The sequence below is a fragment of the Nocardia sp. NPDC055165 genome (genome assembly GCF_053606985.1).
On record NZ_JBSGSS010000010.1, the window covers coordinates 123938 to 143369 of the forward strand.

A 19432-nucleotide genomic window follows, 5' to 3' on the forward strand; every position below is an offset into this window, starting at 1 on the left:
ACCATCGCACGAAAGTTGTTCCCGTGAAACGCACCCCGATGTCCCGTCTGGCAGGCCTTGCCCTCGCCGTCGTCGCAACGCTCGCACTGAGCGCGTGCGGCGACGACACGGCGACCGACGCCGCACCCTCGGGCCCGGTCGACCTGAGCACCGTCACGCTGAAAGTCGGTGACCAGAAGGCGATTTCGATCGAGGTGTTGCTGAAGGCATCGGGTCAGCTGGAGAACCTGCCCTACAAGATCGAATTCTCCACCTTCACCGCCGGTCTGCCGCTGGTCGAGGCGGCGAGTGCGGGCGGCATCGACATCGCCCAAACCGGCAATACCCCGGTGATCTTCGGCGCGGCCGCCGACGCCGACATCAAGATCGTCGGGGCGCTCTCGGCCACCGGCAAGGGTGACGCGATCCTGGTCGGCAAGGACTCCACGATCGGTTCGGTTGCGGCCCTCAAAGGCAAGAAGGTCGCCGTCTACAAGGGCAGTTCGGCCAACGCGAACCTGCTCCTGCAACTGCAGAAGGCGGGCCTGTCGCTGAGCGATGTCGAGCCGGTCTACCTTGCTCCCGGCGACGGCTACACCGCGCTCACCCGCGGTGACGTCGACGCCTGGGCCACCTGGGACCCCTACACTGCCATCGCGGAGAAGGATATCGGCGCCAAGTCGATCGCCACCGCCGACCAGGCCGCCAACGGCTACAACTTCTGGGTGGCAGGCAACAAGACCGTCGCCGACGCGGGCAAGTCCGCCGCTCTCGCCGACTTCTTCCAGCGCTACGCCGCCGCCACCAAGTGGTCCTCGGACAATCTCGACACCTGGTCGACCAAATACGCCGAGCTGACCCAGATCAGCGTCGACGCCTCCCGCACCACCTGGACCCGCTCGATCAAGGAGCCGATCAAACTCACCGACCAGGTCATCGCCTCCGAACAGGAAATCGCGGATGCCTTCACCAAGGCCAAGGCCATCCCCGGCAAGGTCGATTTCAAGTCGTTCGTCGACACCCGCTTCGACAAGGCGTAAGTCGCGCTGAGCCGTCACGGCGCCGTCGATCCCACCGGATCGGCGGCGCCGCTACGCTTTTCCGAACGCGAGCGCGACATTGTGGCCGCCGAATCCGAACGAGTTACTGAGGGCGTAGTCGATCTTGTGCGGTCGTGGGGCCCCGGCGACGATATCGAGATCGATCGCCGGGTCCGCGTTGTCGAAATTCAGTGTGGGCGGGACGATCTGCTCACGCAGGCTCAGGATCGTGAGCACCGCTTCGAGAGCGCCCACCGCGCCGATCGAATGACCGAGTGCTGACTTCGGGGCGTACACCGAGGCATCGGGAGCGACCGCGGTGATCGCCGCCGCTTCGGAAGCATCGCCGATCGATGTCGACGTCGCGTGCGCGTTCACGTGATCGATGTCGCGAACCCGCAGCCCCGCAGTGTGAACGGCCTTGCGCATCGCCCGCGCCGCACCGGTGCCCGCCGGGTCGGAGGCCACGATGTGAAAGGCGTCGGAGGTGATGCCCGCACCGAGCACTCGCGCGTGGATGCGCGCACCACGCGCCTTCGCGTGCCGTTCGGATTCGAGGACGAGCAGCGCGCCGGCCTCGCCGAAGACGAAGCCGTCGCGGTCGCGGTCGAACGGCCGGGAGGCGCGTTCGGGCTCGTCGTTGCGGGTACTCATCGCCCGCATCATCGCGAAGCCCGCGATGGGGACCGGGTCGATATGCCCTTCGACGCCACCGGTGACCACCACATCGGCCTCGCCGGTGCTGATCAGCCGCCATGCGTGCGCGATCGCCTCCGACCCCGACGAGCAGGCCGACACCGGCGCGAAAACCCCACCCTGCGCGCCGATTTCGAGTCCGACGGTGGCGGCGGGTCCATTGGGCATCACCATCGGCACGGCCAGCGGTGAGACCTTGCGGTAGCCGCCCGCCCGCATCGCGTCGACGGCATCGATCAGTGCGTCGCCGCCCCCGAGGCCGGTGCCGATGGCCACGGCGAGCCGCTCACGGTCGACTTCCGGCGCGCCCGCGGCCTGCCAGACCTGTCTGCCGAGGACCAGGGCCATGCGTTCGACGTAGGAATGCCTGCGCTGCTCGATCCGCGTCAGCTCGGCATCGGGCGAGGTGACCAGTGGTCCGCCGATCCGCACCGGCAGATCGTGCTCGGCGAGGAACCGCGTGGGTAGCGCACGGATTCCGCTCTCGCCGCGCAGCAGGCGCGACCAGGTCTCGTCCATGGTGTCGGCCAGTGCGGTGGTCGCCGCGTACGCGGTCACCACCACGCCGCCCCGAGTTTCTGAAGCGATCGGTACAGTCACGATGACATGAATACCTGTAGCACTCGCTACAGTCAACCCATGGCCCGTCCCCTCGACCACCGCAAGCGCGCCGAGATGCTGGCCGGTGTCGTCACCTACATCGCCTCGCACGGCTTGGCCGAACTCTCGCTGCGACCGCTGGCCGCGGCACTCGGGACCAGCTCGCGCATGCTGATCTACTACTTCGGAACCAAGGAAGAACTGCTGGTCCAGGCGTTGGCGACGCAGCGACCCGACCTCGCCGCGGTCTTCGCCGATATCGCCGAGCCCGCGCAGCTACCCGCGCGGCTGATCGGGTTCTTCGACGTGAATTCCGAGGGTGCCGAGGCCGACAGCGTGCGAGTGCTGCTGCAGGTGCTGGGTGCCGCGTGTGCCCCCGGCTCGCCGTACCAGGACTACGCCGAGGCCGCGATCGCCACCTTCGTCGCCGAACTCGCCGCCGCGCTGCGCCGGACCGGGCTGGCCGAAGATCCCGAGGTGGTGTCCACGCTGCTGGTCTCCGGATTGCGCGGCATCATCCAGGACCGCGTGATCACGGGCGACCGGGAACGTACGGGCCGCGCCGCGCGCACCCTCATCGCGGCGGTCCTGCCGGGCTGAGCGCCCGTCGATGATCGGGTCTCATCCGGCCCGGATCGGCCTTCGCGTGCCCGGATCGCGGCTGGACCTGCCGCGAGCATTGCCGGGCGGGCGTCACTGTTGTGGGTAGCTTGTCGTCAACGGACGTCGAGGGCCGAGCGGCCGGTGAGGTGGCCAGGGTGAGCGAAGCGCGGGACGAGTCCTACGGGTCGGTGCGCTGGGTGATGCTCGGGGTGCTGTGCGCCAGTCTGTTGCTGGTGGCGATGGATGCCACGATTCTCAATGTGGCGCTGCCGTCGCTGATCGAGGATTTGCAGGTCGGGCCGATGGAACAGTTGTGGATCATCGATATCTACGGGCTCGTGCTCGGCGGCTTGCTGATCACCACCGGTGCGCTCGGTGATCGGGTGGGGCGAAAGTTGTTGTTCATCAGCGGGTTCGTGCTGTTCGGCATCGCGTCGGTGGTCGCGGCTACCGCCGGGAGCGCGGCGCAGTTGATCGGCGGGCGGGTATTGCTCGGGATCGGCGGTGCGATGGTGATGCCGTCGACGCTGTCGCTGATCCGCAACATCTTCACCGATGTGCGCGAACGCACCATGGCCATCGGGATCTGGGCGGCGGTCGCCGGGGTCGGCGCCACGGTGGGGCCCATCGTCGGTGGGTTCCTCGTCGAGCACTTCGGGTGGTCGTCGGCGTTCTGGCTCAATGTGCCGGTGGTGGTCGTGACGGTGGTGGTGGGGCTGTGGGTGTTGCCGGAATATCGTGCGCCGCAGGCGGGGAGCCTGGACTGGTTCGCCGCCGCGCTGTCGGTGGCAGGCATCGTCTGTCTGGCGTGGGGCGTCAAGCATCTCGCGAAAGGTGAAGCGAGCGAGGTGGACTGGGCGATCCTGCTGATCGGCATCGCCGCGCTGGCCTGGTTCACCCGACGTCAGCTCACTGCCGCCGACCCGCTGCTGGATGTGCGGCTGTTCCGCAACGGCGCGTTCACCGCGGCGGCCGTCGCGACGCTGCTGGCCATGATGGCGATCGGCGCGGCCATGTTCCTGATCTCACTGTGGCTGCAATACGTCCACGGCTACAGCCCGTCGCAGGCGGGCATCCGGATGTTGCCCGCCGCGCTCACGCTGCTCACCGCCTCCCTGCTCACGCCGTTTCTGATGGAGAGGTTCGGTGTCCGCGCGGTGCTCGGTTTCGGCCTCGGTGCGGTCGCCCTCGGGTTCCTGCTGCTGGCGGTGAGTCCGGAACCCACCACCTATCCGGTGGTCGCGCTGGTGCTGGTGTCGTTCGGTCTCGGCGACGGTATGGCCGTGACCGCGGCGGCCGCAGTCCTGGTCGGCGCCGTGCCCGCGGACCGGGCGGGCCAGGCGGGTGCGGTGGAGGAGACCAACTACGAGGTCGGCGTCGGTTTCGGCGTCGCCCTGCTCGGCAGCCTGCACGCCAGGATCTTCAGTCAGCACATGACGGGCCTGTCCGTCCCCGCCGACAAGCTCGATCAGGCGAGCGGTTCGATCGGCGGCGCGGCCGAGGTGGCCACCGACCTACCCGAACCCGCCCGCGACGAACTGGCCCATGCCGCCGGTCATGCCTTCGACGTCGCCCTCACCACCACGTCCTACATCTCGGCCGCCGTCGTCGCGGTGGTTGCTGTCGGCACGGTTTGGCTGGTCCCGAAAGGGTTCCGCGTCACCGGCGGCCACGGATGACCACACCCTTGACGCAACCCAACGGTTGCAATACTCTGAATTGCAACCAGTCGGTTGCAATATATGAGGAGGCATCATGGGATTTCCTGATCAGATCGTCCGGACCGTCGAGCTCGCGCATCCGCCCGCCAAGGTATGGGCGGCCCTCACCACCGCGGAAGGGCTGGGGAGCTGGTTCGGCAATACCGCCGAGATCGACCTGCGACCGGGCGGGGACATGCGAATGACCTGGAAGGAAGGGTTCGCCGCCGACATGCGGGTGGAGCGGGTCGAGGAGCCCTCGGTGTTCGGCTACACCTGGCCGATCAACGGGCTGCCCGACGACGACCCGCGACGCACCTATGTCGAATTCAGCCTCGAGCCGGTCGGCAACGGCACCCGGCTGACGGTCACCGAGACCGGCTTCGCCCAGCTGCCCGAGGAGGCGCACAAGGCGGCGTTCGAGGGCAATGTCGGCGGCTGGAAGAGCGAGCTGGGCGAGCTCGTCGAGTACCTCGATGCGGCCTGAGCAGGAGGCCACCGCCGAACGGGTCTTCGTCGCGCTGGCCGATCCGAGCAGGCGGTCGGTACTCGCCGCACTCGCCGCGCACGGTCCGGCCACCGCGACCGACCTCGCCGATCGGCTGCCCATCACCCGGCAGGCGATCGCCAAACACCTTGCCCTGCTAGCGGATGCGGGCCTGGTGATCGCGGAACCGGGGGAGCGGCGGCGCGTGCGCTACCGCCTCGATTCCGCTCCGATGCACGTGGCACAACAATTTCTGGCCGCCCTGTCCCGTGACTGGGACGGCCCACTCGACGCGCTCCGCCGGCATCTCGACGGCTGAGCCGGAAGGAAACGCAATGAGCGACAACGATTTCACCGCCACCATCACCGTCGACAAGACACCCGACGAGGCCTTCGCGGCCATCAACAACGTGTGGGCCTGGTGGTCGGAGACCATCGAGGGCAGCACCGGCACGGTCGGTGACAGCTACCTCTTCGAGGTTCCCGGCCTGCACCGCTGCACCATGACGACCACCACGTCGATTCCGGGCGAGCGCCTGGTCTGGCACGTCACCGACTCGCACCTGTCCTTCATCGCCGACACCACCGAATGGGAGGGCACCGACGTCGTCTTCGACATCACCGAGAACGCCGACGGCACCGAAATCCGTTTCACCCATGTGGGTTTGGTGCCCGCCGGGGAATGCTACGAGGTGTGCTCCAACGCCTGGGGCGCCTACATCACCACCAGCTTGCGTGGTCTGCTCACCACCGGTGAAGGCGACCCGTTCCGGCACACGAGCACCGGCGAGTCGGAACTGCTCAAGCACGGCAACGCCGACTTGGTGAAGCCGCGTCCCTGATCAGCCCCGGGGCGCGATGAGCAGCGTCTGGGTGCTGCGCCCGATCGGCCCGGTCTCGTCGAACAGCGCGGATTCGGCGAGGCCGATGCCGTGCGGCTGGGGATGGGTGACCGCGTCCAGGCACACCCACTCGCCGACCGGCTGACGATGCAGGGTCACGGTGAGGTCGGTGTTGATGAACAGGTACTTCGACCAGTCGAGGACCGCGCTGACCCCGTTGCCCGAATCGGCGGCGGCCAGCGTGCGCTCCAGCGGGCTCGGGGTGGTCCCCGCGACGATCGGGTACTTCAACCGGATCCAGCAGATCGCGGGCCCCGGCGCGGCGAATGAGCCTGCGGAGAAACGGTATTCGATGCCGGTGTGGAAACCGATCTCCTGATCGGAGGGAAACTGCTCCGGCTCCGTCGCCGCGGGCAGTGGCCTGGTACCGGTCGGCAGGAACTGGGCGGGCAGATCGAGGGCGGGCTCGGCGAGCTTGAGCCGCCACGCGTTGGCCTGCATCACGGGGCCGCGCTCCGACGACAAAGTCGCCTCGATCAGTTCGACACTGCGCCCCGACCGCACCACCTTCGCCTGCGCGGTGAGCGGAGCCAGCGGCACCGGCCCGAGAATCTCGACGGCGACTCGTCCGACCTGGAATCCCGGCCGGGGCTCGCAGCGCTCGATCACATGCCCGAGCAGAGCGGACGGCGGTCCGGCGTGCTGGGCGTCCGGCGACCACGGGCCCCGGGTCAGCTCGGTCGAGAGGTACCGGTTCGGGTCCGCGGGGTCTCGGCGGTAGAAGGCATCGGCCACCCGGCCGACGTTACCCCGCGCGCCCTGTGGCCTAGGCGCTGCCCGTCAGGAGGGCGGTGAACAGGTCGAACAGTGGGCGTAGGGCGCACGGGCTGGTGTCGGAGGTGCAGCCGATGGACGACGAGCCGGAGTCGGCGACCGGGAGGGACGCGGCCTGGGCGGTGCCGAGCGGGGCGGCGACGGACAGGGCGGCGGCCGCGAGGGCCCCGGCGACGATGCGTTTCATTGATTCACTCCAGTGCTCGGCGTGCCGGTAGGTCGACACGATTGCCAATCGTTACCGATCGCCAGGGTGAGCGAAAGCCCCGAAATTCAGGGTGCACGTGCTGCGACGCCCGCCCGATCGCGAAGATCGGACGGGCGTCGGCGAGGGTGGAGCGGGGTCAGGAGACGACCGGGAGGTACACCTTGCTGCCGTGGTCGGCGAACTCGGCGGACTTCTCGGCCATGCCCGCCTCGATGGCGGCCACATCGGTGAGCCCCTGCTTCTCCGCGTATTCGCGTACGTCGGCGGAGATGCGCATCGAGCAGAACTTCGGACCGCACATCGAGCAGAAGTGGGCGGTCTTGGCGGGCTCGGCGGGCATGGTCTCGTCGTGGTACTCGCGGGCGGTGTCGGGATCCAGCGAGAGCGCGAACTGGTCGTGCCAGCGGAATTCGAAACGGGCCTTGGACAATTCGTTGTCCCGGTCCTGGGCGTGCGGGTGACCCTTGGCGAGGTCGGCGGCGTGGGCGGCGATCTTGTAGGTGATCACGCCGACCTTGACGTCGTCGCGGTTGGGCAGACCGAGGTGCTCCTTGGGCGTGACGTAGCAGAGCATCGCGGTGCCCGCCTGGGCGATGATCGCGGCGCCGATGGCCGAGGTGATGTGGTCGTAGGCGGGTGCGATATCGGTGGCCAGCGGGCCGAGGGTGTAGAACGGCGCCTCTTCGCAGAGCTCTTCCTCGAGCCGCACGTTCTCGACGATCTTGTGCATCGGCACGTGGCCTGGGCCTTCGATCATCACCTGCACGCCATAGGATTTCGCGATCTTGGTGAGCTCCCCGAGAGTCCGGAGTTCGGCGAACTGGGCCTCGTCGTTGGCGTCGGCGATGGAGCCGGGACGCAGGCCGTCGCCGAGGGAGAAGGTCACGTCGTAGCGCGCCAGGATCTCGCACAGCTCACGGAAGTGCGTGTACAGGAACGATTCCTGGTGATGCGCCAAACACCAAGCGGCCATGATGGAGCCACCGCGCGAGACGATGCCGGTGACGCGCTTGGCGGTGAGCGGGATGTAGCGCAGCAGCACGCCCGCGTGCACGGTCATGTAGTCGACGCCCTGCTCGCACTGCTCGATCACGGTGTCGCGGTACATCTCCCAGGTGAGCTTGGTGGGATCACCGTTCACCTTCTCCAGCGCCTGATAGATCGGGACGGTGCCGATCGGGACGGGGGAGTTGCGCAGAATCCACTCGCGGGTCTCGTGGATGTTCTTGCCGGTGGACAAGTCCATGATGGTGTCGGCGCCCCAGCGCGCGGCCCACACCATCTTCTCCACCTCTTCGGCGATCGACGACGACACCGCCGAATTGCCGATATTGGCATTGATCTTGACCAGGAACTTCTTGCCGATGATGGTCGGCTCCAGCTCCGGGTGGTTGTGGTTGGCCGGAATCACCGCGCGACCGAGCGCGACCTCGTCGCGCACCAGTTCGGGCGAGACCCCCTCGCGGGCGGCGATGAACCGCATCTCGGGGGTGATGATGCCCTGACGAGCCCAGGCGAGCTGGGTCGGCGGACCGTCGACGGTCGGGGAGTCCCATTCGTCGCGCAGTTTCGGCAGCCCGGCCTCGAGGTCGATCACCGCGTTGTCGTCGGTGTACGGCCCCGAGGTGTCGAAGACATCGAAGTGGTCGCCGTTGGTGAGGTTGATCCGGCGCACCGGGATGCGCAGTCCGTCTACCTCCTGGTAGTGCTTGACGCTGCCCTGGATCGGACCGGTGGTGACGGTGTCGACCGTCCTGTCAGAAGACGTGTTCGAGCCCACGATATTTCCTCCCTACGCCGGCATTACCCGGTCAGGTTCATACGGTCGACGGCCCTGAACGCCCGAGATGGGCTAGCCGTCCTCTCAGCCCGCTGGTGCGAGCCCCCGTGCTTCTTTGAGCGCTGGCGCGCTCGAGTTCGCGGCCCCTGGTGTCCCGCCGATGGGAGGCCGTTGCTTGCTCCTTCGTCGCCTACGCAACGGCCTCCCATCGGCGGGACGGCCGCGAACCGCCGCTTCGCGGCGAGCCCCTCCTCGAGGTCGGGGCATGCGTGACTGGTGTGCAGTCTAGGCGGCGGTCTGATCGTTCGCTATCGGGTGCCGGATTCGGTCAGCTGGCGCTCGACCGAGGCCGGCATGTCGTCGGCTTCTTGCAGCCCGAACTTGTTGTGCAGTGCCACCAGCGGCTTCGGCGCCCACCAGTTCCAGGTGCCCATCATCCGCATGAGCGCGGGGGCGAGCAGGCCGCGGATCACGGTCGCGTCGCTGATCACTGCGAGTGCGCAGCCGAGGCCGAACAGCTTCATCATCGACACGCCGGAGCTGGCGACGCCGAGGAACACGATGCTCATCAGCAGCGCGGCTGCGGTGAAGATGCGTCCCGTGCGGGCCACGCCCATCGCGACCGCCTCGGTATTGCCCTCGGTGGTCTTCGGCCCGGCCAGCCATTCCTCGCGGATCCGCGACAGCAGGAAGACCTCGTAGTCCATGGACGCGCCGAACGCCAGGCTGAACATGAGGATGGGCATGGCCAGGTTGAGGGTGCCGGTCGCGGTGAAGCCGAGCAGCCCCGACAGGTGGCCTTCCTGGAAGATCCACACCATCGCGCCGAACGTCGCCGCCAGCGACAGGATGTTGAGGATCAGTGCCTTCACCGGCAGCACCACGCTGCCGGTGAACAGGAACAGCAGCACCAGCGTGGTGAGCGCGATCAGCGCGCCCGCCAGCGGCAGTTTGCCGGTGATCGCGTTGACCGAGTCCTGGTTCAGCGCGGCCGGGCCGGTGATCAGGGCTTTCGACGGCGCGGGAACGGCGCGCAGGGTGTCGAGTTGGTCGCCACCCGCGTCGGAGTAGGGGTCGACCGTGGTGGCGACCGACAGGTAGGCGCCGTGCTGCGGGTCCGTCATCTCGGGCACGCCAGGGGCCACCCGCAGCCCGTTGCGGTACACCGCCGCGCTGCTGAGCACGGCCGGTACGTCGGGCACCTTGGACAGGTCGCGGGCGTAGGTGTCGAGTTCGGCTGTGCTGCCCCGGAATTCGGGTAGCACGATGGTCGCGCTCGAGGCCAGGTCGGCATCGAATTCGGTACGCAGGATGTCGCCCACTTCGCGACTGGCGACATCGGTGGGCAGCGACCGGTCGTCGGGGTAGCCGAACTGGACACCCAGGAACGGCGAGCCGAGCAGCAGCAGGAACGCGGTGGTGGCCAGGGCGATCGGCAACGGACGCTTCATCACCGCGTTGACCAGGCGATACCAGAAGGTCTGGCGCGGTTCCTTTTCCGTCCTCGGGGCCAGCCGGAACAGCCGGCGCATCGGTGCGCGCAGGTCGCCCGAATCGATGCGGTGACCTACCAGAACGAGCAGGGCGGGCAGCACGATCACCGCGGCGGCCGCCGCGGCGGCGACCACGGCGATACCCGCGTAAGCGAACGACTTGAAGAAGTACTGCGGGAACACCAGCAGCGCCGACAGCGAGAGCGCGACGACCAGCGCCGAGTACACGACCGTACGACCGGCGGTTTGGATCGCACGGGTCACCGCCGCGGTCGGGGTAAGGCCCGCCGCCAGCTCTTCGCGATATCGACTGACGATGAACAGGCTGTAGTCGATCGCCAACGCCAGTCCGAGTGCCGTGGTCATGTTCAGCGCGAAGATCGACACATCGGCGAGCGCGGTCAGCACCCGAAGAATGCCCAGCGACGCCGCGATGGCGAACAGCCCGATCGCGACCGGCAGCGCGGCGGCCATGAGGCTGCCGAACACCAGCGCCAGCAGCAGGCCGGTGATCGGGATCGCGATCGCCTCGGCGATGATCAGGTCTTTGCTGATCTGGGTGTTGATATCGGCGAAGGAGGCGGCGAGCCCACCGGCCTTGACCGTCACCGGACCGCTCTCGACCTGTAGTTCTTCGCTCAGCTGGGCCGCCCGGACGGGCAGTTCGGCGTCGTCGCCCTCGATGCTGGCCAGGATGAGCGCGTGGGTGCGGTCCTTGCTGAGCATCGCCTGTTTGAGATCGGGGCGCGCGGTCCAGTACGACTGGACACCGCTGACGATCTCGGGATGTGCGCCGAGGACGGCGAGCGCGCGGTCGGCGGCGGCGCGTGCGGCGGCGGAGTCGGCCACACCCTCGGCGGTGATCGTCAGGACGTAGTTGGGCTCGCTGCCGGGGAAGTGTTCGCTCAGGTATTGACTGGCCTGGACCGAATCGAGATCGGAGGTGACGAATCCGCCCGATTTCATGTGCGAGTGCACGGTGGCGCCGATCGCGCCGCACAACACCATCAGCACCAGCGCAACCGCGACCACCCATCGTGGTCGGGCAACGGCGGTGCGGGCGATTCTCGTCAACATCGTCGGGTGCCCTCTGCTCGGAAACGTTCGAACCGTCACCGTATCCCGCGTCGAATTATATCCGATACCGCCTCGGGGTGGAGGTCGGCCGAGTACCATCTCCGCCCCTGGGTGGACGCGGAGGACGGCCCACAACCGCTAGCGGTGTCTCAGGTATCGCGTGCCCGCAGGATTCGGCCGCCGACCGCGCCGAGGCCGATCCGCCTGCCCTCGGTGCCCGGCGCGGTGGCGGTGATCGTCACCTCGTCGCCGTCGGCCAGAAATGTGCGGGTCTGATCCTTCACTGTGATGGGTTGTGTTCCACCCCAGGACAATTCGATGAAAGACCCGCGCTGGGACGGCTCCGGCCCGGAGATGGTGCCGGAGGCGTAGAGGTCGCCGGGCCGGATCGAGGCGCCGTTCGCGGTGAGGTGGGCAAGCATCTGCGCGGGTGACCAGTACATGCGTGAGTAGGGCGGATGCGCGACGACCTCGCCGTTCCAGGCGACGGTCAGATCGATGTCGAGGCCGAAGTCGCCGGTACCGCGCAGGTAGGGGAGAGGTTCTGGGTGCTGTGCGGGTAGCGGCACCCGCGCCTGAGTCAGCGCGGCCAGCGGGGTGATCCAGGCCGAGAGCGACGTGGTGAACGACTTGCCGAGGAAGGGGCCGAGCGGCTGGTACTCCCAGGCCTGGATATCGCGGGCCGACCAGTCGTTGACCAGGGCGACGCCGAACACGTGCTCGGTGAACTCGTCGACGGTGACCGGCGCGCCGAGCGTGGATCCGGAGCCGACGACGAAGCCCAGTTCGGCCTCGATGTCCAGCCGCTGCGACGGTCCGAAATCAGGTGTGCCCGCGGCGGTCCGGCGTTGTCCCCGCGGCCTGATGACCGGGGTATCCGAGACGACGACGGTGCCCGCCCGGCCGTGGTACCCCACCGGCAGGTGCCGCCAATTCGGCAGCAGCGGTGCACTGTCCGGACGGAAGAGCCTGCCGAGGTTGGTGGCGTGGTCGATGCTGGCGTAGAAATCGACATAGTCGCCGATCCGTACCGGCAGTGCCATCCGCACAGCGGACAAGGGATACACGGCATCGATCGGCAGCGCCGTGTCCGCGAGCGCGCGCAACCTCGCGCGGACCTCACGCCAGCGGCCGGAACCCTGCGCCAGGAACGCGTTCATCTCGGGGCGAGCGAACACCGGATCATCCAGCAGCACAGCCAGATCGAGCACCATATCGCCCAAGCGGCAACCGACCCGGAGGGCACCGCCGGGGGGTGCGAATACGCCGTAGGGCATATTCTCCGGCCCGAACAGCGAGTCTTCCGGTACCTCCACGCGCAACACCTGCGCGCCCGTCATCGGCCGCCGTCCACGCCGCTGCGCTCACTCATGCGAGCCCCGGCCCGCGACCGGACCAGGTCCACGCGTACGCGGGATCTTCGCAGGCCAGCGCCCCTTCGCCGAGTTGCAGCGGGCGGAACGTATCCACCATCACCGCCAGCTCGTCGAAGAACTCCGCCCCGATACTGCGTTCATAGGCACCTGGCTGTGGGCCGTGCGCGTAACCACCGGGATGCACCGACACCGAACCCTGGGCGATACCGGAACCCTTGCGCGCCTCATAGCTCCCGCCGCAATAGAACATGATCTCGTCGGAATCCACATTCGAGTGGTAGTACGGCACCGGAATCGACAGGGGGTGATAGTCGACCTTGCGCGGCACGAAATTGCAGATGACGAAATTGGTGGCCTCGAAGGCCTGATGCACCGGCGGCGGCTGATGTATGCGGCCGGTCAGTGGCTCGAAATCGGCGATGTTGAACGTGTACGGGTACAGGCAGCCGTCCCAGCCGACCACATCGAACGGATGCGTCGCGTAGGTCATCCTGGTGCCGATCACCTCGGTGCCCGCCCGATGCTTGACCAGCACCTCCACCTCGGTGTCCTCGACGAGCAGCAATTCGAGTGGCCCGTGCAGATCCCGCTCGCAATACGGCGAATTCTCCAGTAGCTGACCGAACTTCGAGAGATAGCGCTTGGGTGGGGTGATGTGGCTCGATGCCTCGATCACATATGCGCGCAACGGTTCCTCACCCATCGGCAGCCAGCGGTGGGTCGTGGCGCGCGGCATGAGCACCTGATCACCCTGGCGAACCGGCACGATCCCGAACACGCTCTCCACCACGGCCGCACCGGATTCCACGTACACCAGCTCGTCGCCGATGGCATTGCGGTACAGCGGGGACGCGCCCTTGGCGACCACATACGAGATCCGCACATCGGCATTGGCCAGCAGCAACCTGCGCCCGGTCACCGGGTCGGTCGTCGTTGCCGTATCGCCGGGAAACAGCAGCGGCAGCCGCAGATGCCGGTGGTGCAGTGGATGATTCGGCGTCAATGTCTGGTCGGGCAGCTCCCAGACCGTAGCGTCGACGATCGCGGGCGGCAGCGCGCGGTGATACAGCAGCGAGGAGTCCCCGGAGAACCCCTCCTCGCCCATCAACTCTTCGTAGTAGAGGTTGCCGCGCGCATCCCGATGCTGCGTATGCCGCTTCGGCGGCACCGTTCCGACCCTGCGATAAAACGACATGAGGCGCGCCTCCCGCTACGTTGCAGGCTGAAACTTCCACCTCCAACGTAACCGAGAACGCGTGGCGGATCCGTCAGAATTCGGCGATCACCGGTGCGTGGTCGCTGGCGCCCTTGCCCTTGCGTTCCTCGCGATCCACCGAAGCGTCGTTGATCTGGTCGGCGAGGGCGGGGGAGGCGAGGATGAAGTCGATGCGCATGCCCTCTTTGCGGGGGAAACGCAGCTGGGTGTAGTCCCAATAGGTGTAGACGCCGGGGCCGGGGGCGAACGGGCGCATCACGTCGCGGAAGCCGATGTCGAGCATGGACTGGAACGCCTCGCGTTCGGGCGCGGACGTGTGGGTCTTGCCGACGAACAGTTCCGGCGCCCAGACATCGTCGTCGGTGGGGGCGATGTTCCAGTCGCCGACCAGCGCGATCTTCGCCTGCGGGTCGTCGGCCAGCCAGCCTGCCGCCTGCGCGCGCAGGGTCGAGAGCCAGTTCAGTTTGTAGGTGTAGTGCGGGTCGGCGAGCGTGCGCCCGTTGGGGACGTAGAGGCTCCACACCCGCACCCCGCCGCAGGTCGCACCGATCGCGCGCGACTCCACCACCGGCGATTCGATCAGCGAATCGCCGGCGTTCTTGTCGAAGCCGGGCTGATCGGGGAACGCGAGCTCGACATCGGTGAGCCCGACCCGCGACACGATCGCGACACCGTTCCACTGATTGATCCCCACGTGCGCTACCTCGTACCCCGCCGCCTCGAACTGCTCGAACGGGAACTGATCGTCACGGCACTTGGTCTCCTGCAACGCCAGCACATCGATGTCGTGACGGTCCAGAAAAGCGATCGCCCGATCGACGCGGGAGCGGATCGAGTTGACGTTCCAGGTGGCGAGACGCACGGTTGTGACGGTCCTTTCGAGGCTAATGGCTCTGCGGGGCGGCGTAGCGATAGGCGTGGTGTTCCATGAAGCCGAGTTCGCGGTAGAGGGCGAGGGCGCCGGAATTGCCCACCTCCACCTGGACGTAGGCGTGGCTCGCGCCCAGCTCGGCACCCCACCGGATCAGTTCGGCGCACAGCAGCGCGCCGAGTCCGTTGCGGCGGTGCGCGGTCGCCACGGCCACACAGGTGAGCCCGACCCAGCGCCGGCCGTCGGGGGCGGTGGTCACCGCGCCGCGGCCGATGGACAGGGGTTCGGGCAGGCCGAGGGACGCGAAACCGAGAGTGCCGTCCAGGACCGAGGTGAGCACGGCACGGTCCGGTTCGCGCACGGAGGGGTCGAGGGGAATCTCGCCGCGGTAGCGGTGCGTCCGCAACCAACCGTCCTCTGGCTCGTCGGTGATGCGCACCATCGACGGTCCCTGCGGCAGCACGAAATTCGCGATGTCGAGACCGAGGACCACGGTCTCGCTCCAGGTGTTCCAGGTCGGCGGGACGGGAGCGAGCCGGTCGGGCAGTTGCAGCAGCAGCGGCAACCCCCGACTCGTGTACCAGTCCGCGATCTTGCGCATGGTGTCGATCGACAACACCGCGGGCACACCCGACTCGCCCAGCGGCACCGCCGAATTCGCGCGCCCGGTGTAGCCGTTGCCCGCTCGTACCAGCCAGCCGTCGATCCACAGGTGCGCGCTGCCCGGCCAGGCCATGGCCGCCGCGGTCTCCAGCGACCGGATCTCCTTGGTCCGAATGGGCCTGGGCCCCAGCGCCTTCAACGCCACAACGCGATCGGCGGACACCGAGACCAGCTCACCCTCGGCGGTCCGCACCGACGGCGGCGTGAGCGACACCAGTTCGCCGATCACGTCGGTGAGTGGCTGGGGATAACCCGCGGGCAGCTGGTACCGCATCACCACCCGGCGGCCGAGGGGGATATCAGTCGTCATGACCGAACGGATCAGGAACCGTTCCCGGGATCCAGCTCAGACCCGGTGTGCCCCAGCCGTTTCGCTTGATCGCCTTCTTGGCGGCGCGGGCATTGCGGCCGATCAGCACGTCGACGTAGAGGAAACCGTCGAGGTGGCCGACCTCGTGCTGGAGCATGCGCGCGAAGAAGCCGGTGCCCTCGAGTTCCACGGGCTCGCCGTTCGCGTCGGTCCCGGTGACCTTCGCCCAGTCCGCGCGACCGGTCGGGAACTGCTCGCCGGGCACCGACAGGCAGCCTTCCTCGTCGTCATCGGGGTCGGGCATGGTCTCGGGGATCGCCGAGGTCTCCAGCACCGGGTTCACCACCACGCCCTTGCGGCGGAGGGGATTGCCGGTGGCGTCGAAGTCGGGGCAGTCGTAGACGAACAGGCGCTTGCCGACGCCGACCTGATTGGCCGCCAGGCCGACACCCTTGGACTCTTCGAGAGTGTCGTACATATCCGCGATGAGCTCGGCCAGCTCCGCGGGGGTCTCCGTCACCTTCGCGGTGGGGTTGTGGAGAACGGGGTCACCGACGATCACGATCGGGAGAATTGCCATGGTCGCCATTATCGCCGCTGGCGCGGGCGGACGATCGGCGGACCCCTGTGGGCCGCGCCACCCCTACTGGCCTTCAGTCAACACGCCGTGACATGGGTCGAAGGATCGGGGGAACCCGTGGTTGAATGACGACGGTATCTACCCATCTCGTGATACTCGGCGAGGGAGCAAGATGGACGGCGCAGCAGCTCGGCACATCGCGCAGGGCCACACTGCGGGCGAACAGGATTCGGCCGCCGACGAGAGCACCGGTCTGAGTCGTCGTGAACTCGACATCCTGGACTTCGAGCGCAAATGGTGGAAATACGCGGGCGCCAAGGAAGACGCGATCCGCGAGCTGTTCGCCATGTCGGCCACCCGGTACTACCAGGTCCTCAACGCTGTCGTCGACTCCGACGCGGCGCTGGCCGCCGACCCGATGCTGGTCAAGCGGCTGCGCAGGCTGCGAGCGAGCAGGCAGAAATCGCGTGCGGCCCGCAAACTCGGTTTCCAGGTCTGACATGACGGCCACACACCCTTCGTTGCGACTAGGGTTGGGCGGGTGAGCAACCCGAACCCCACCCCCGGCGGCCCGCCGTTGCGCGCGCTGGCGATGGTGTTGATCGCGCTGGCCATTGTCTTCGCCGGTCTGGGTGCGATGTCACTGTCGAACTCCGATGCCGTGGCATCGGATACCGAGCAGACCGAGACCACCACCTCCAGCGCGGTCGCGCAGGCGCCTGCCACTACGCCCGCGCCGAAGACCACCAGCGCGGCCGCCGCCCCGACCACCACCACGACTTCCGTCGCACCGACGACCACCACCACGGCACCCGCGACGGGCGGCACGGATCAGACGGTATCGGTGCGGGTGCTGAACAACAGCCTGGTCGCCGGCCTGGCCGCGCGCACCGCGAGCGAACTGACCACCGCGGGCTGGACCAACGTGAGCACCGGCAACTACAGCGGTGAGAACCTGACCACCACCACCGTGTATTACGGCGGCGGCGCGCGCGACAAGGCCGCGGCCACCGAGATCGCCGAGCAGGTCGGCGGGACGGTCGCGCCCAAGTCGGGGGACACCTCGCCGGGTGTCGTCGTCGTACTGACCGGTCGCTGAACCAGGCGCGGCACGCGGTGCCGTAGGCCGTGTCGCCGCTGTGGCATCATCTTGAGCGGTATAGCCCCAGTCCGATAAGGAGTCCCCTGATGGCCACGTCGACAACTCGTCGCCCGTCCTGGCGCATTGTGACCCCGGTGCTCGCGGTCGCCGCGTTCGGGCTCGCAGCCTGCACCAACAGCCAGGAGTCGAGTGACGTCAAGGGCACCACGCCGCCGGTGTGGACCAGCTCGGCGGCACCCGCGGGCGAAAGCGGCGGTCACGGTGGCGGTCACGCCGCACCGTCGGAGACCGCGGCTCCCGGCCACGGCGACGACCACGGTGGCGTGGCGGGCGGCCTGAAGACCTCGCTCAAAAACGGTGCGGGCGCCGAGGTCGGCACCGCGACCATCGTCCAGGAGGGTGGCCACCTGGTCGTCACCGTCGAGGCGCGCGGTCTGACGCCCGGCTTCCACGGCCTGCACTTCCACCAGAACGGCACCTGTGAGGGCGACTTCGCCTCGGCCGGTGGGCATCTGCAGGTCGGCGGTGCCACCGCGCACCCGGCCAGCGGTGACCTCACCTCGCTGCAGGTCGGCGCCGACGGCTCCGCGAAGCTGGTCACCCGGACCGACTCGGTCACCCTCGACAACGTCAAGGGCAAGGCGCTGATCATCCACGGCGGCGCCGACAACTTCGGCAACATCCCGCCGCGCTACACCCGCGAGGGTGGCACCGGGCCGGACGAAACCACGCTGACCACCGGTGATGCGGGCGCCCGGGTGGCGTGCGGCGTCGTCGGTTAGCGAGACACTCCCATGGCCGGGGCATTCGAGTCGGTTTCGTTTCGCGGTTCGCCCCGGCCGACCATCGGCATCGAATGGGAGATCGCGCTCGTCGACAAGGTGACGCGGGATCTGTCCAACACCGCCTCGGCGGTCTTCGACGCGGTCGGTGACCTGCGCGCCCACGACGGCACCCAGCAGGTCACCAAGGAACTGCTGCGCAACACGGTCGAATTGGTGACCGGCGTGCACGACACGGTCGGCGGCGCGGTCGAAGACCTGCACGGCACCATGAACGCGGTGCGGCGCGCGGCCGATCCGCTCGGTGTCGACCTGTTCTGCGCGGGCACCCACCCGTTCGCGGCGTGGTCGGCCCAACAGCTCACGCGCTCACCGCATTACGACGAACTGATCGAACGCACCCAGTGGTGGGGCCGCCAGATGCTCATCTGGGGCGTCCACGTGCATGTGGGAGTGTCGCACCGGGACAAGGTCTTTCCGATCCTGAACTCGCTGCTGCTGTCGTATCCGCATCTGCTCGCGCTGTCGGCGTCGTCGCCGATGTGGTCCGGCGACGACACCGGCTACGCCAGCAACCGGGCGCTGATGTTCCAGCAGTTGCCGACCGCCGGGCTGCCGTTCCAGTTCGAGAACTGGCGCCAGTTCGAAGGTTTCGTGCACGACCAGATGAAAACCGGTGTGTTCGAACAGCTCGGTGGGATGCACTGGGATATCCGGCCCGCGCCCAAGTGGGGCACCATCGAGGTGCGCGTGTGCGACGGGCTGTCCAGCCGCACCGAACTGGCCTCGGTGGCCGCGCTGATCCACTGCCTGATCGTCGACCTGGACCAGCGCCTCGAGAACGGCGAGCAACTGCCGACGCTGCCGCCATGGCATGTGCAGGAGAACAAATGGCGCGCCGCGCGCTACGGGCTCGACGCGATCGTGATCGTCGACGACGCCAGCAATGAGCGTTTGGTCACCGACGATCTGATGGATCTGCTCACCCGGCTGGAGCCGACCGCGAAGCGTCTCGGCTGCGCCGCCGAGCTGGCCGCGGTGGCTGACATTCCCCGTCACGGTGCCTCCTACCAGCGGCAACGCCGGGTCGCCGCGCAGACACAGGGCGACATGGTCGCGGTCGTCGACGCGCTGGTGCGCGAGCTGGACCAGTAGCGTTCAGCTGCCCGGGGAGATCGCGTTCACCCGCCGTT

The 19432-nt window shown here is 67.9% G+C and carries 20 protein-coding genes; 10 read left to right on the forward strand and 10 right to left on the reverse strand.

Going from position 1 to position 19432, the window contains the following annotated elements; genetic code table 11:
• The first annotated feature begins 23 nt into the window (after positions 1-23).
• Entirely contained in the window at positions 24-1019 is a 996-nt protein-coding gene (locus ACWFRF_RS21620) for an aliphatic sulfonate ABC transporter substrate-binding protein (protein ID WP_452451897.1), read from the forward strand.
• 51 nt (positions 1020-1070) lie between these two features.
• Here the strand turns inward: ACWFRF_RS21620 and ACWFRF_RS21625 are convergent, their stop codons facing one another.
• A complete protein-coding gene (locus ACWFRF_RS21625; RefSeq protein ID WP_452451898.1) occupies positions 1071-2315 on the reverse strand; it encodes a KasA/KasB family beta-ketoacyl-ACP synthase in 1245 nt (414 codons plus the stop codon).
• 39 nt (positions 2316-2354) lie between these two features.
• Between ACWFRF_RS21625 and ACWFRF_RS21630 the strand changes: the two genes are divergently transcribed.
• The 5 genes from ACWFRF_RS21630 to ACWFRF_RS21650 all read left to right on the forward strand — a co-directional run bounded on the left by ACWFRF_RS21630 (position 2355) and on the right by ACWFRF_RS21650 (position 5947).
• Positions 2355-2915 (forward strand): TetR/AcrR family transcriptional regulator, encoded by a 561-nt coding sequence (locus ACWFRF_RS21630; protein WP_452451900.1) that lies wholly within the window; start codon positions 2355-2357, stop codon positions 2913-2915.
• 158 nt (positions 2916-3073) lie between these two features.
• Positions 3074-4597 (forward strand): MFS transporter, encoded by a 1524-nt coding sequence (locus ACWFRF_RS21635; protein WP_452451901.1) that lies wholly within the window; start codon positions 3074-3076, stop codon positions 4595-4597.
• Positions 4598-4673: 76 nt separating this feature from the next.
• Positions 4674-5105 carry an SRPBCC domain-containing protein gene (locus tag ACWFRF_RS21640; protein WP_452451903.1) on the forward strand — a complete coding sequence of 144 codons (432 nt, stop codon included), beginning with the start codon at positions 4674-4676 and terminating at the stop codon, positions 5103-5105.
• On the forward strand, positions 5095-5424 hold the full coding sequence (locus tag ACWFRF_RS21645; protein ID WP_378996132.1) for an ArsR/SmtB family transcription factor: 330 nt from the start codon (positions 5095-5097) through the stop codon (positions 5422-5424). Before ACWFRF_RS21640 ends, ACWFRF_RS21645 begins: the two co-directional genes overlap by 11 nt.
• Before the next feature lie 16 nt (positions 5425-5440).
• Positions 5441-5947 (forward strand): SRPBCC family protein, encoded by a 507-nt coding sequence (locus tag ACWFRF_RS21650; protein ID WP_452451905.1) that lies wholly within the window; start codon positions 5441-5443, stop codon positions 5945-5947.
• On the opposite strand, the gene ACWFRF_RS21655 is transcribed toward ACWFRF_RS21650, so the two are convergent.
• From ACWFRF_RS21655 to ACWFRF_RS21695, 9 genes are all read right to left on the reverse strand, one after another.
• Positions 5948-6742, reverse strand: coding sequence for a thioesterase family protein (locus ACWFRF_RS21655; RefSeq protein ID WP_378996136.1), 795 nt, complete (start codon positions 6740-6742; stop codon positions 5948-5950).
• A 31-nt stretch (positions 6743-6773) separates the two neighbouring features.
• On the reverse strand, positions 6774-6968 hold the full coding sequence (locus ACWFRF_RS21660; protein WP_378996138.1) for a hypothetical protein: 195 nt from the start codon (positions 6966-6968) through the stop codon (positions 6774-6776).
• A 157-nt stretch (positions 6969-7125) separates the two neighbouring features.
• The gene (thiC, locus tag ACWFRF_RS21665; RefSeq protein WP_452451908.1) at positions 7126-8769 is read right to left on the reverse strand and encodes a phosphomethylpyrimidine synthase ThiC; all 1644 of its coding nucleotides are present in this window, start codon (positions 8767-8769) and stop codon (positions 7126-7128) included.
• A 308-nt stretch (positions 8770-9077) separates the two neighbouring features.
• On the reverse strand, positions 9078-11339 hold the full coding sequence (locus ACWFRF_RS21670) for an MMPL family transporter (RefSeq protein ID WP_378991226.1): 2262 nt from the start codon (positions 11337-11339) through the stop codon (positions 9078-9080).
• Positions 11340-11488: 149 nt separating this feature from the next.
• Positions 11489-12679: a fumarylacetoacetase gene (fahA, locus tag ACWFRF_RS21675; protein ID WP_452451910.1), complete on the reverse strand. Its 1191-nt coding sequence runs from the start codon at positions 12677-12679 to the stop codon at positions 11489-11491.
• Positions 12680-12707: 28 nt separating this feature from the next.
• Positions 12708-13910 carry a homogentisate 1,2-dioxygenase gene (locus ACWFRF_RS21680; protein ID WP_452451912.1) on the reverse strand — a complete coding sequence of 401 codons (1203 nt, stop codon included), beginning with the start codon at positions 13908-13910 and terminating at the stop codon, positions 12708-12710.
• Between the two features lie 73 nt (positions 13911-13983).
• Positions 13984-14793: an exodeoxyribonuclease III gene (locus ACWFRF_RS21685; protein ID WP_452451913.1), complete on the reverse strand. Its 810-nt coding sequence runs from the start codon at positions 14791-14793 to the stop codon at positions 13984-13986.
• A gap of 22 nt (positions 14794-14815) precedes the next feature.
• Positions 14816-15775, reverse strand: coding sequence for an N-acetylglutamate synthase, CG3035 family (locus tag ACWFRF_RS21690; RefSeq protein WP_378991221.1), 960 nt, complete (start codon positions 15773-15775; stop codon positions 14816-14818).
• Positions 15765-16355, reverse strand: coding sequence for a peptide deformylase (locus ACWFRF_RS21695; protein WP_378991220.1), 591 nt, complete (start codon positions 16353-16355; stop codon positions 15765-15767). Before ACWFRF_RS21695 ends, ACWFRF_RS21690 begins: the two co-directional genes overlap by 11 nt.
• A gap of 172 nt (positions 16356-16527) precedes the next feature.
• On the opposite strand from ACWFRF_RS21695, the gene ACWFRF_RS21700 reads away from it, so the two are divergent.
• The 4 genes from ACWFRF_RS21700 to ACWFRF_RS21715 all read left to right on the forward strand — a co-directional run bounded on the left by ACWFRF_RS21700 (position 16528) and on the right by ACWFRF_RS21715 (position 19394).
• Entirely contained in the window at positions 16528-16854 is a 327-nt protein-coding gene (locus tag ACWFRF_RS21700; protein ID WP_378991218.1) for a DUF3263 domain-containing protein, read from the forward strand.
• Between the two features lie 42 nt (positions 16855-16896).
• Entirely contained in the window at positions 16897-17454 is a 558-nt protein-coding gene (locus ACWFRF_RS21705; RefSeq protein ID WP_378991216.1) for a LytR C-terminal domain-containing protein, read from the forward strand.
• Positions 17455-17543: 89 nt separating this feature from the next.
• A complete protein-coding gene (sodC, locus tag ACWFRF_RS21710; protein ID WP_378633796.1) occupies positions 17544-18239 on the forward strand; it encodes a superoxide dismutase[Cu-Zn] in 696 nt (231 codons plus the stop codon).
• A 12-nt stretch (positions 18240-18251) separates the two neighbouring features.
• A complete protein-coding gene (locus ACWFRF_RS21715) occupies positions 18252-19394 on the forward strand; it encodes a glutamate--cysteine ligase (RefSeq protein ID WP_378991215.1) in 1143 nt (380 codons plus the stop codon).
• The last annotated feature ends 38 nt before the right edge of the window (positions 19395-19432 follow it).

Excerpts from the sequence above, each read along its gene's own strand:
- ACWFRF_RS21640 (WP_452451903.1), top strand. The coding sequence starts at position 4,674 with ATGGGATTTCCTGATCAGATCGTCCGGACCGTCGAGCTCGCGCATCCG.
- ACWFRF_RS21645 (WP_378996132.1), top strand. The coding sequence starts at position 5,095 with ATGCGGCCTGAGCAGGAGGCCACCGCCGAACGGGTCTTCGTCGCGCTG.
- ACWFRF_RS21715 (WP_378991215.1), top strand. The coding sequence starts at position 18,252 with ATGGCCGGGGCATTCGAGTCGGTTTCGTTTCGCGGTTCGCCCCGGCCG.
- sodC (WP_378633796.1), top strand. The coding sequence starts at position 17,544 with ATGGCCACGTCGACAACTCGTCGCCCGTCCTGGCGCATTGTGACCCCG.
- ACWFRF_RS21695 (WP_378991220.1), bottom strand. The coding sequence starts at position 16,355 with ATGGCAATTCTCCCGATCGTGATCGTCGGTGACCCCGTTCTCCACAAC.
- ACWFRF_RS21700 (WP_378991218.1), top strand. The coding sequence starts at position 16,528 with ATGGACGGCGCAGCAGCTCGGCACATCGCGCAGGGCCACACTGCGGGC.
- ACWFRF_RS21660 (WP_378996138.1), bottom strand. The coding sequence starts at position 6,968 with ATGAAACGCATCGTCGCCGGGGCCCTCGCGGCCGCCGCCCTGTCCGTC.
- fahA (WP_452451910.1), bottom strand. The coding sequence starts at position 12,679 with ATGACGGGCGCGCAGGTGTTGCGCGTGGAGGTACCGGAAGACTCGCTG.
- ACWFRF_RS21690 (WP_378991221.1), bottom strand. The coding sequence starts at position 15,775 with ATGACGACTGATATCCCCCTCGGCCGCCGGGTGGTGATGCGGTACCAG.
- ACWFRF_RS21680 (WP_452451912.1), bottom strand. The coding sequence starts at position 13,910 with ATGTCGTTTTATCGCAGGGTCGGAACGGTGCCGCCGAAGCGGCATACG.
- ACWFRF_RS21630 (WP_452451900.1), top strand. The coding sequence starts at position 2,355 with ATGGCCCGTCCCCTCGACCACCGCAAGCGCGCCGAGATGCTGGCCGGT.
- ACWFRF_RS21650 (WP_452451905.1), top strand. The coding sequence starts at position 5,441 with ATGAGCGACAACGATTTCACCGCCACCATCACCGTCGACAAGACACCC.
- ACWFRF_RS21670 (WP_378991226.1), bottom strand. The coding sequence starts at position 11,339 with ATGTTGACGAGAATCGCCCGCACCGCCGTTGCCCGACCACGATGGGTG.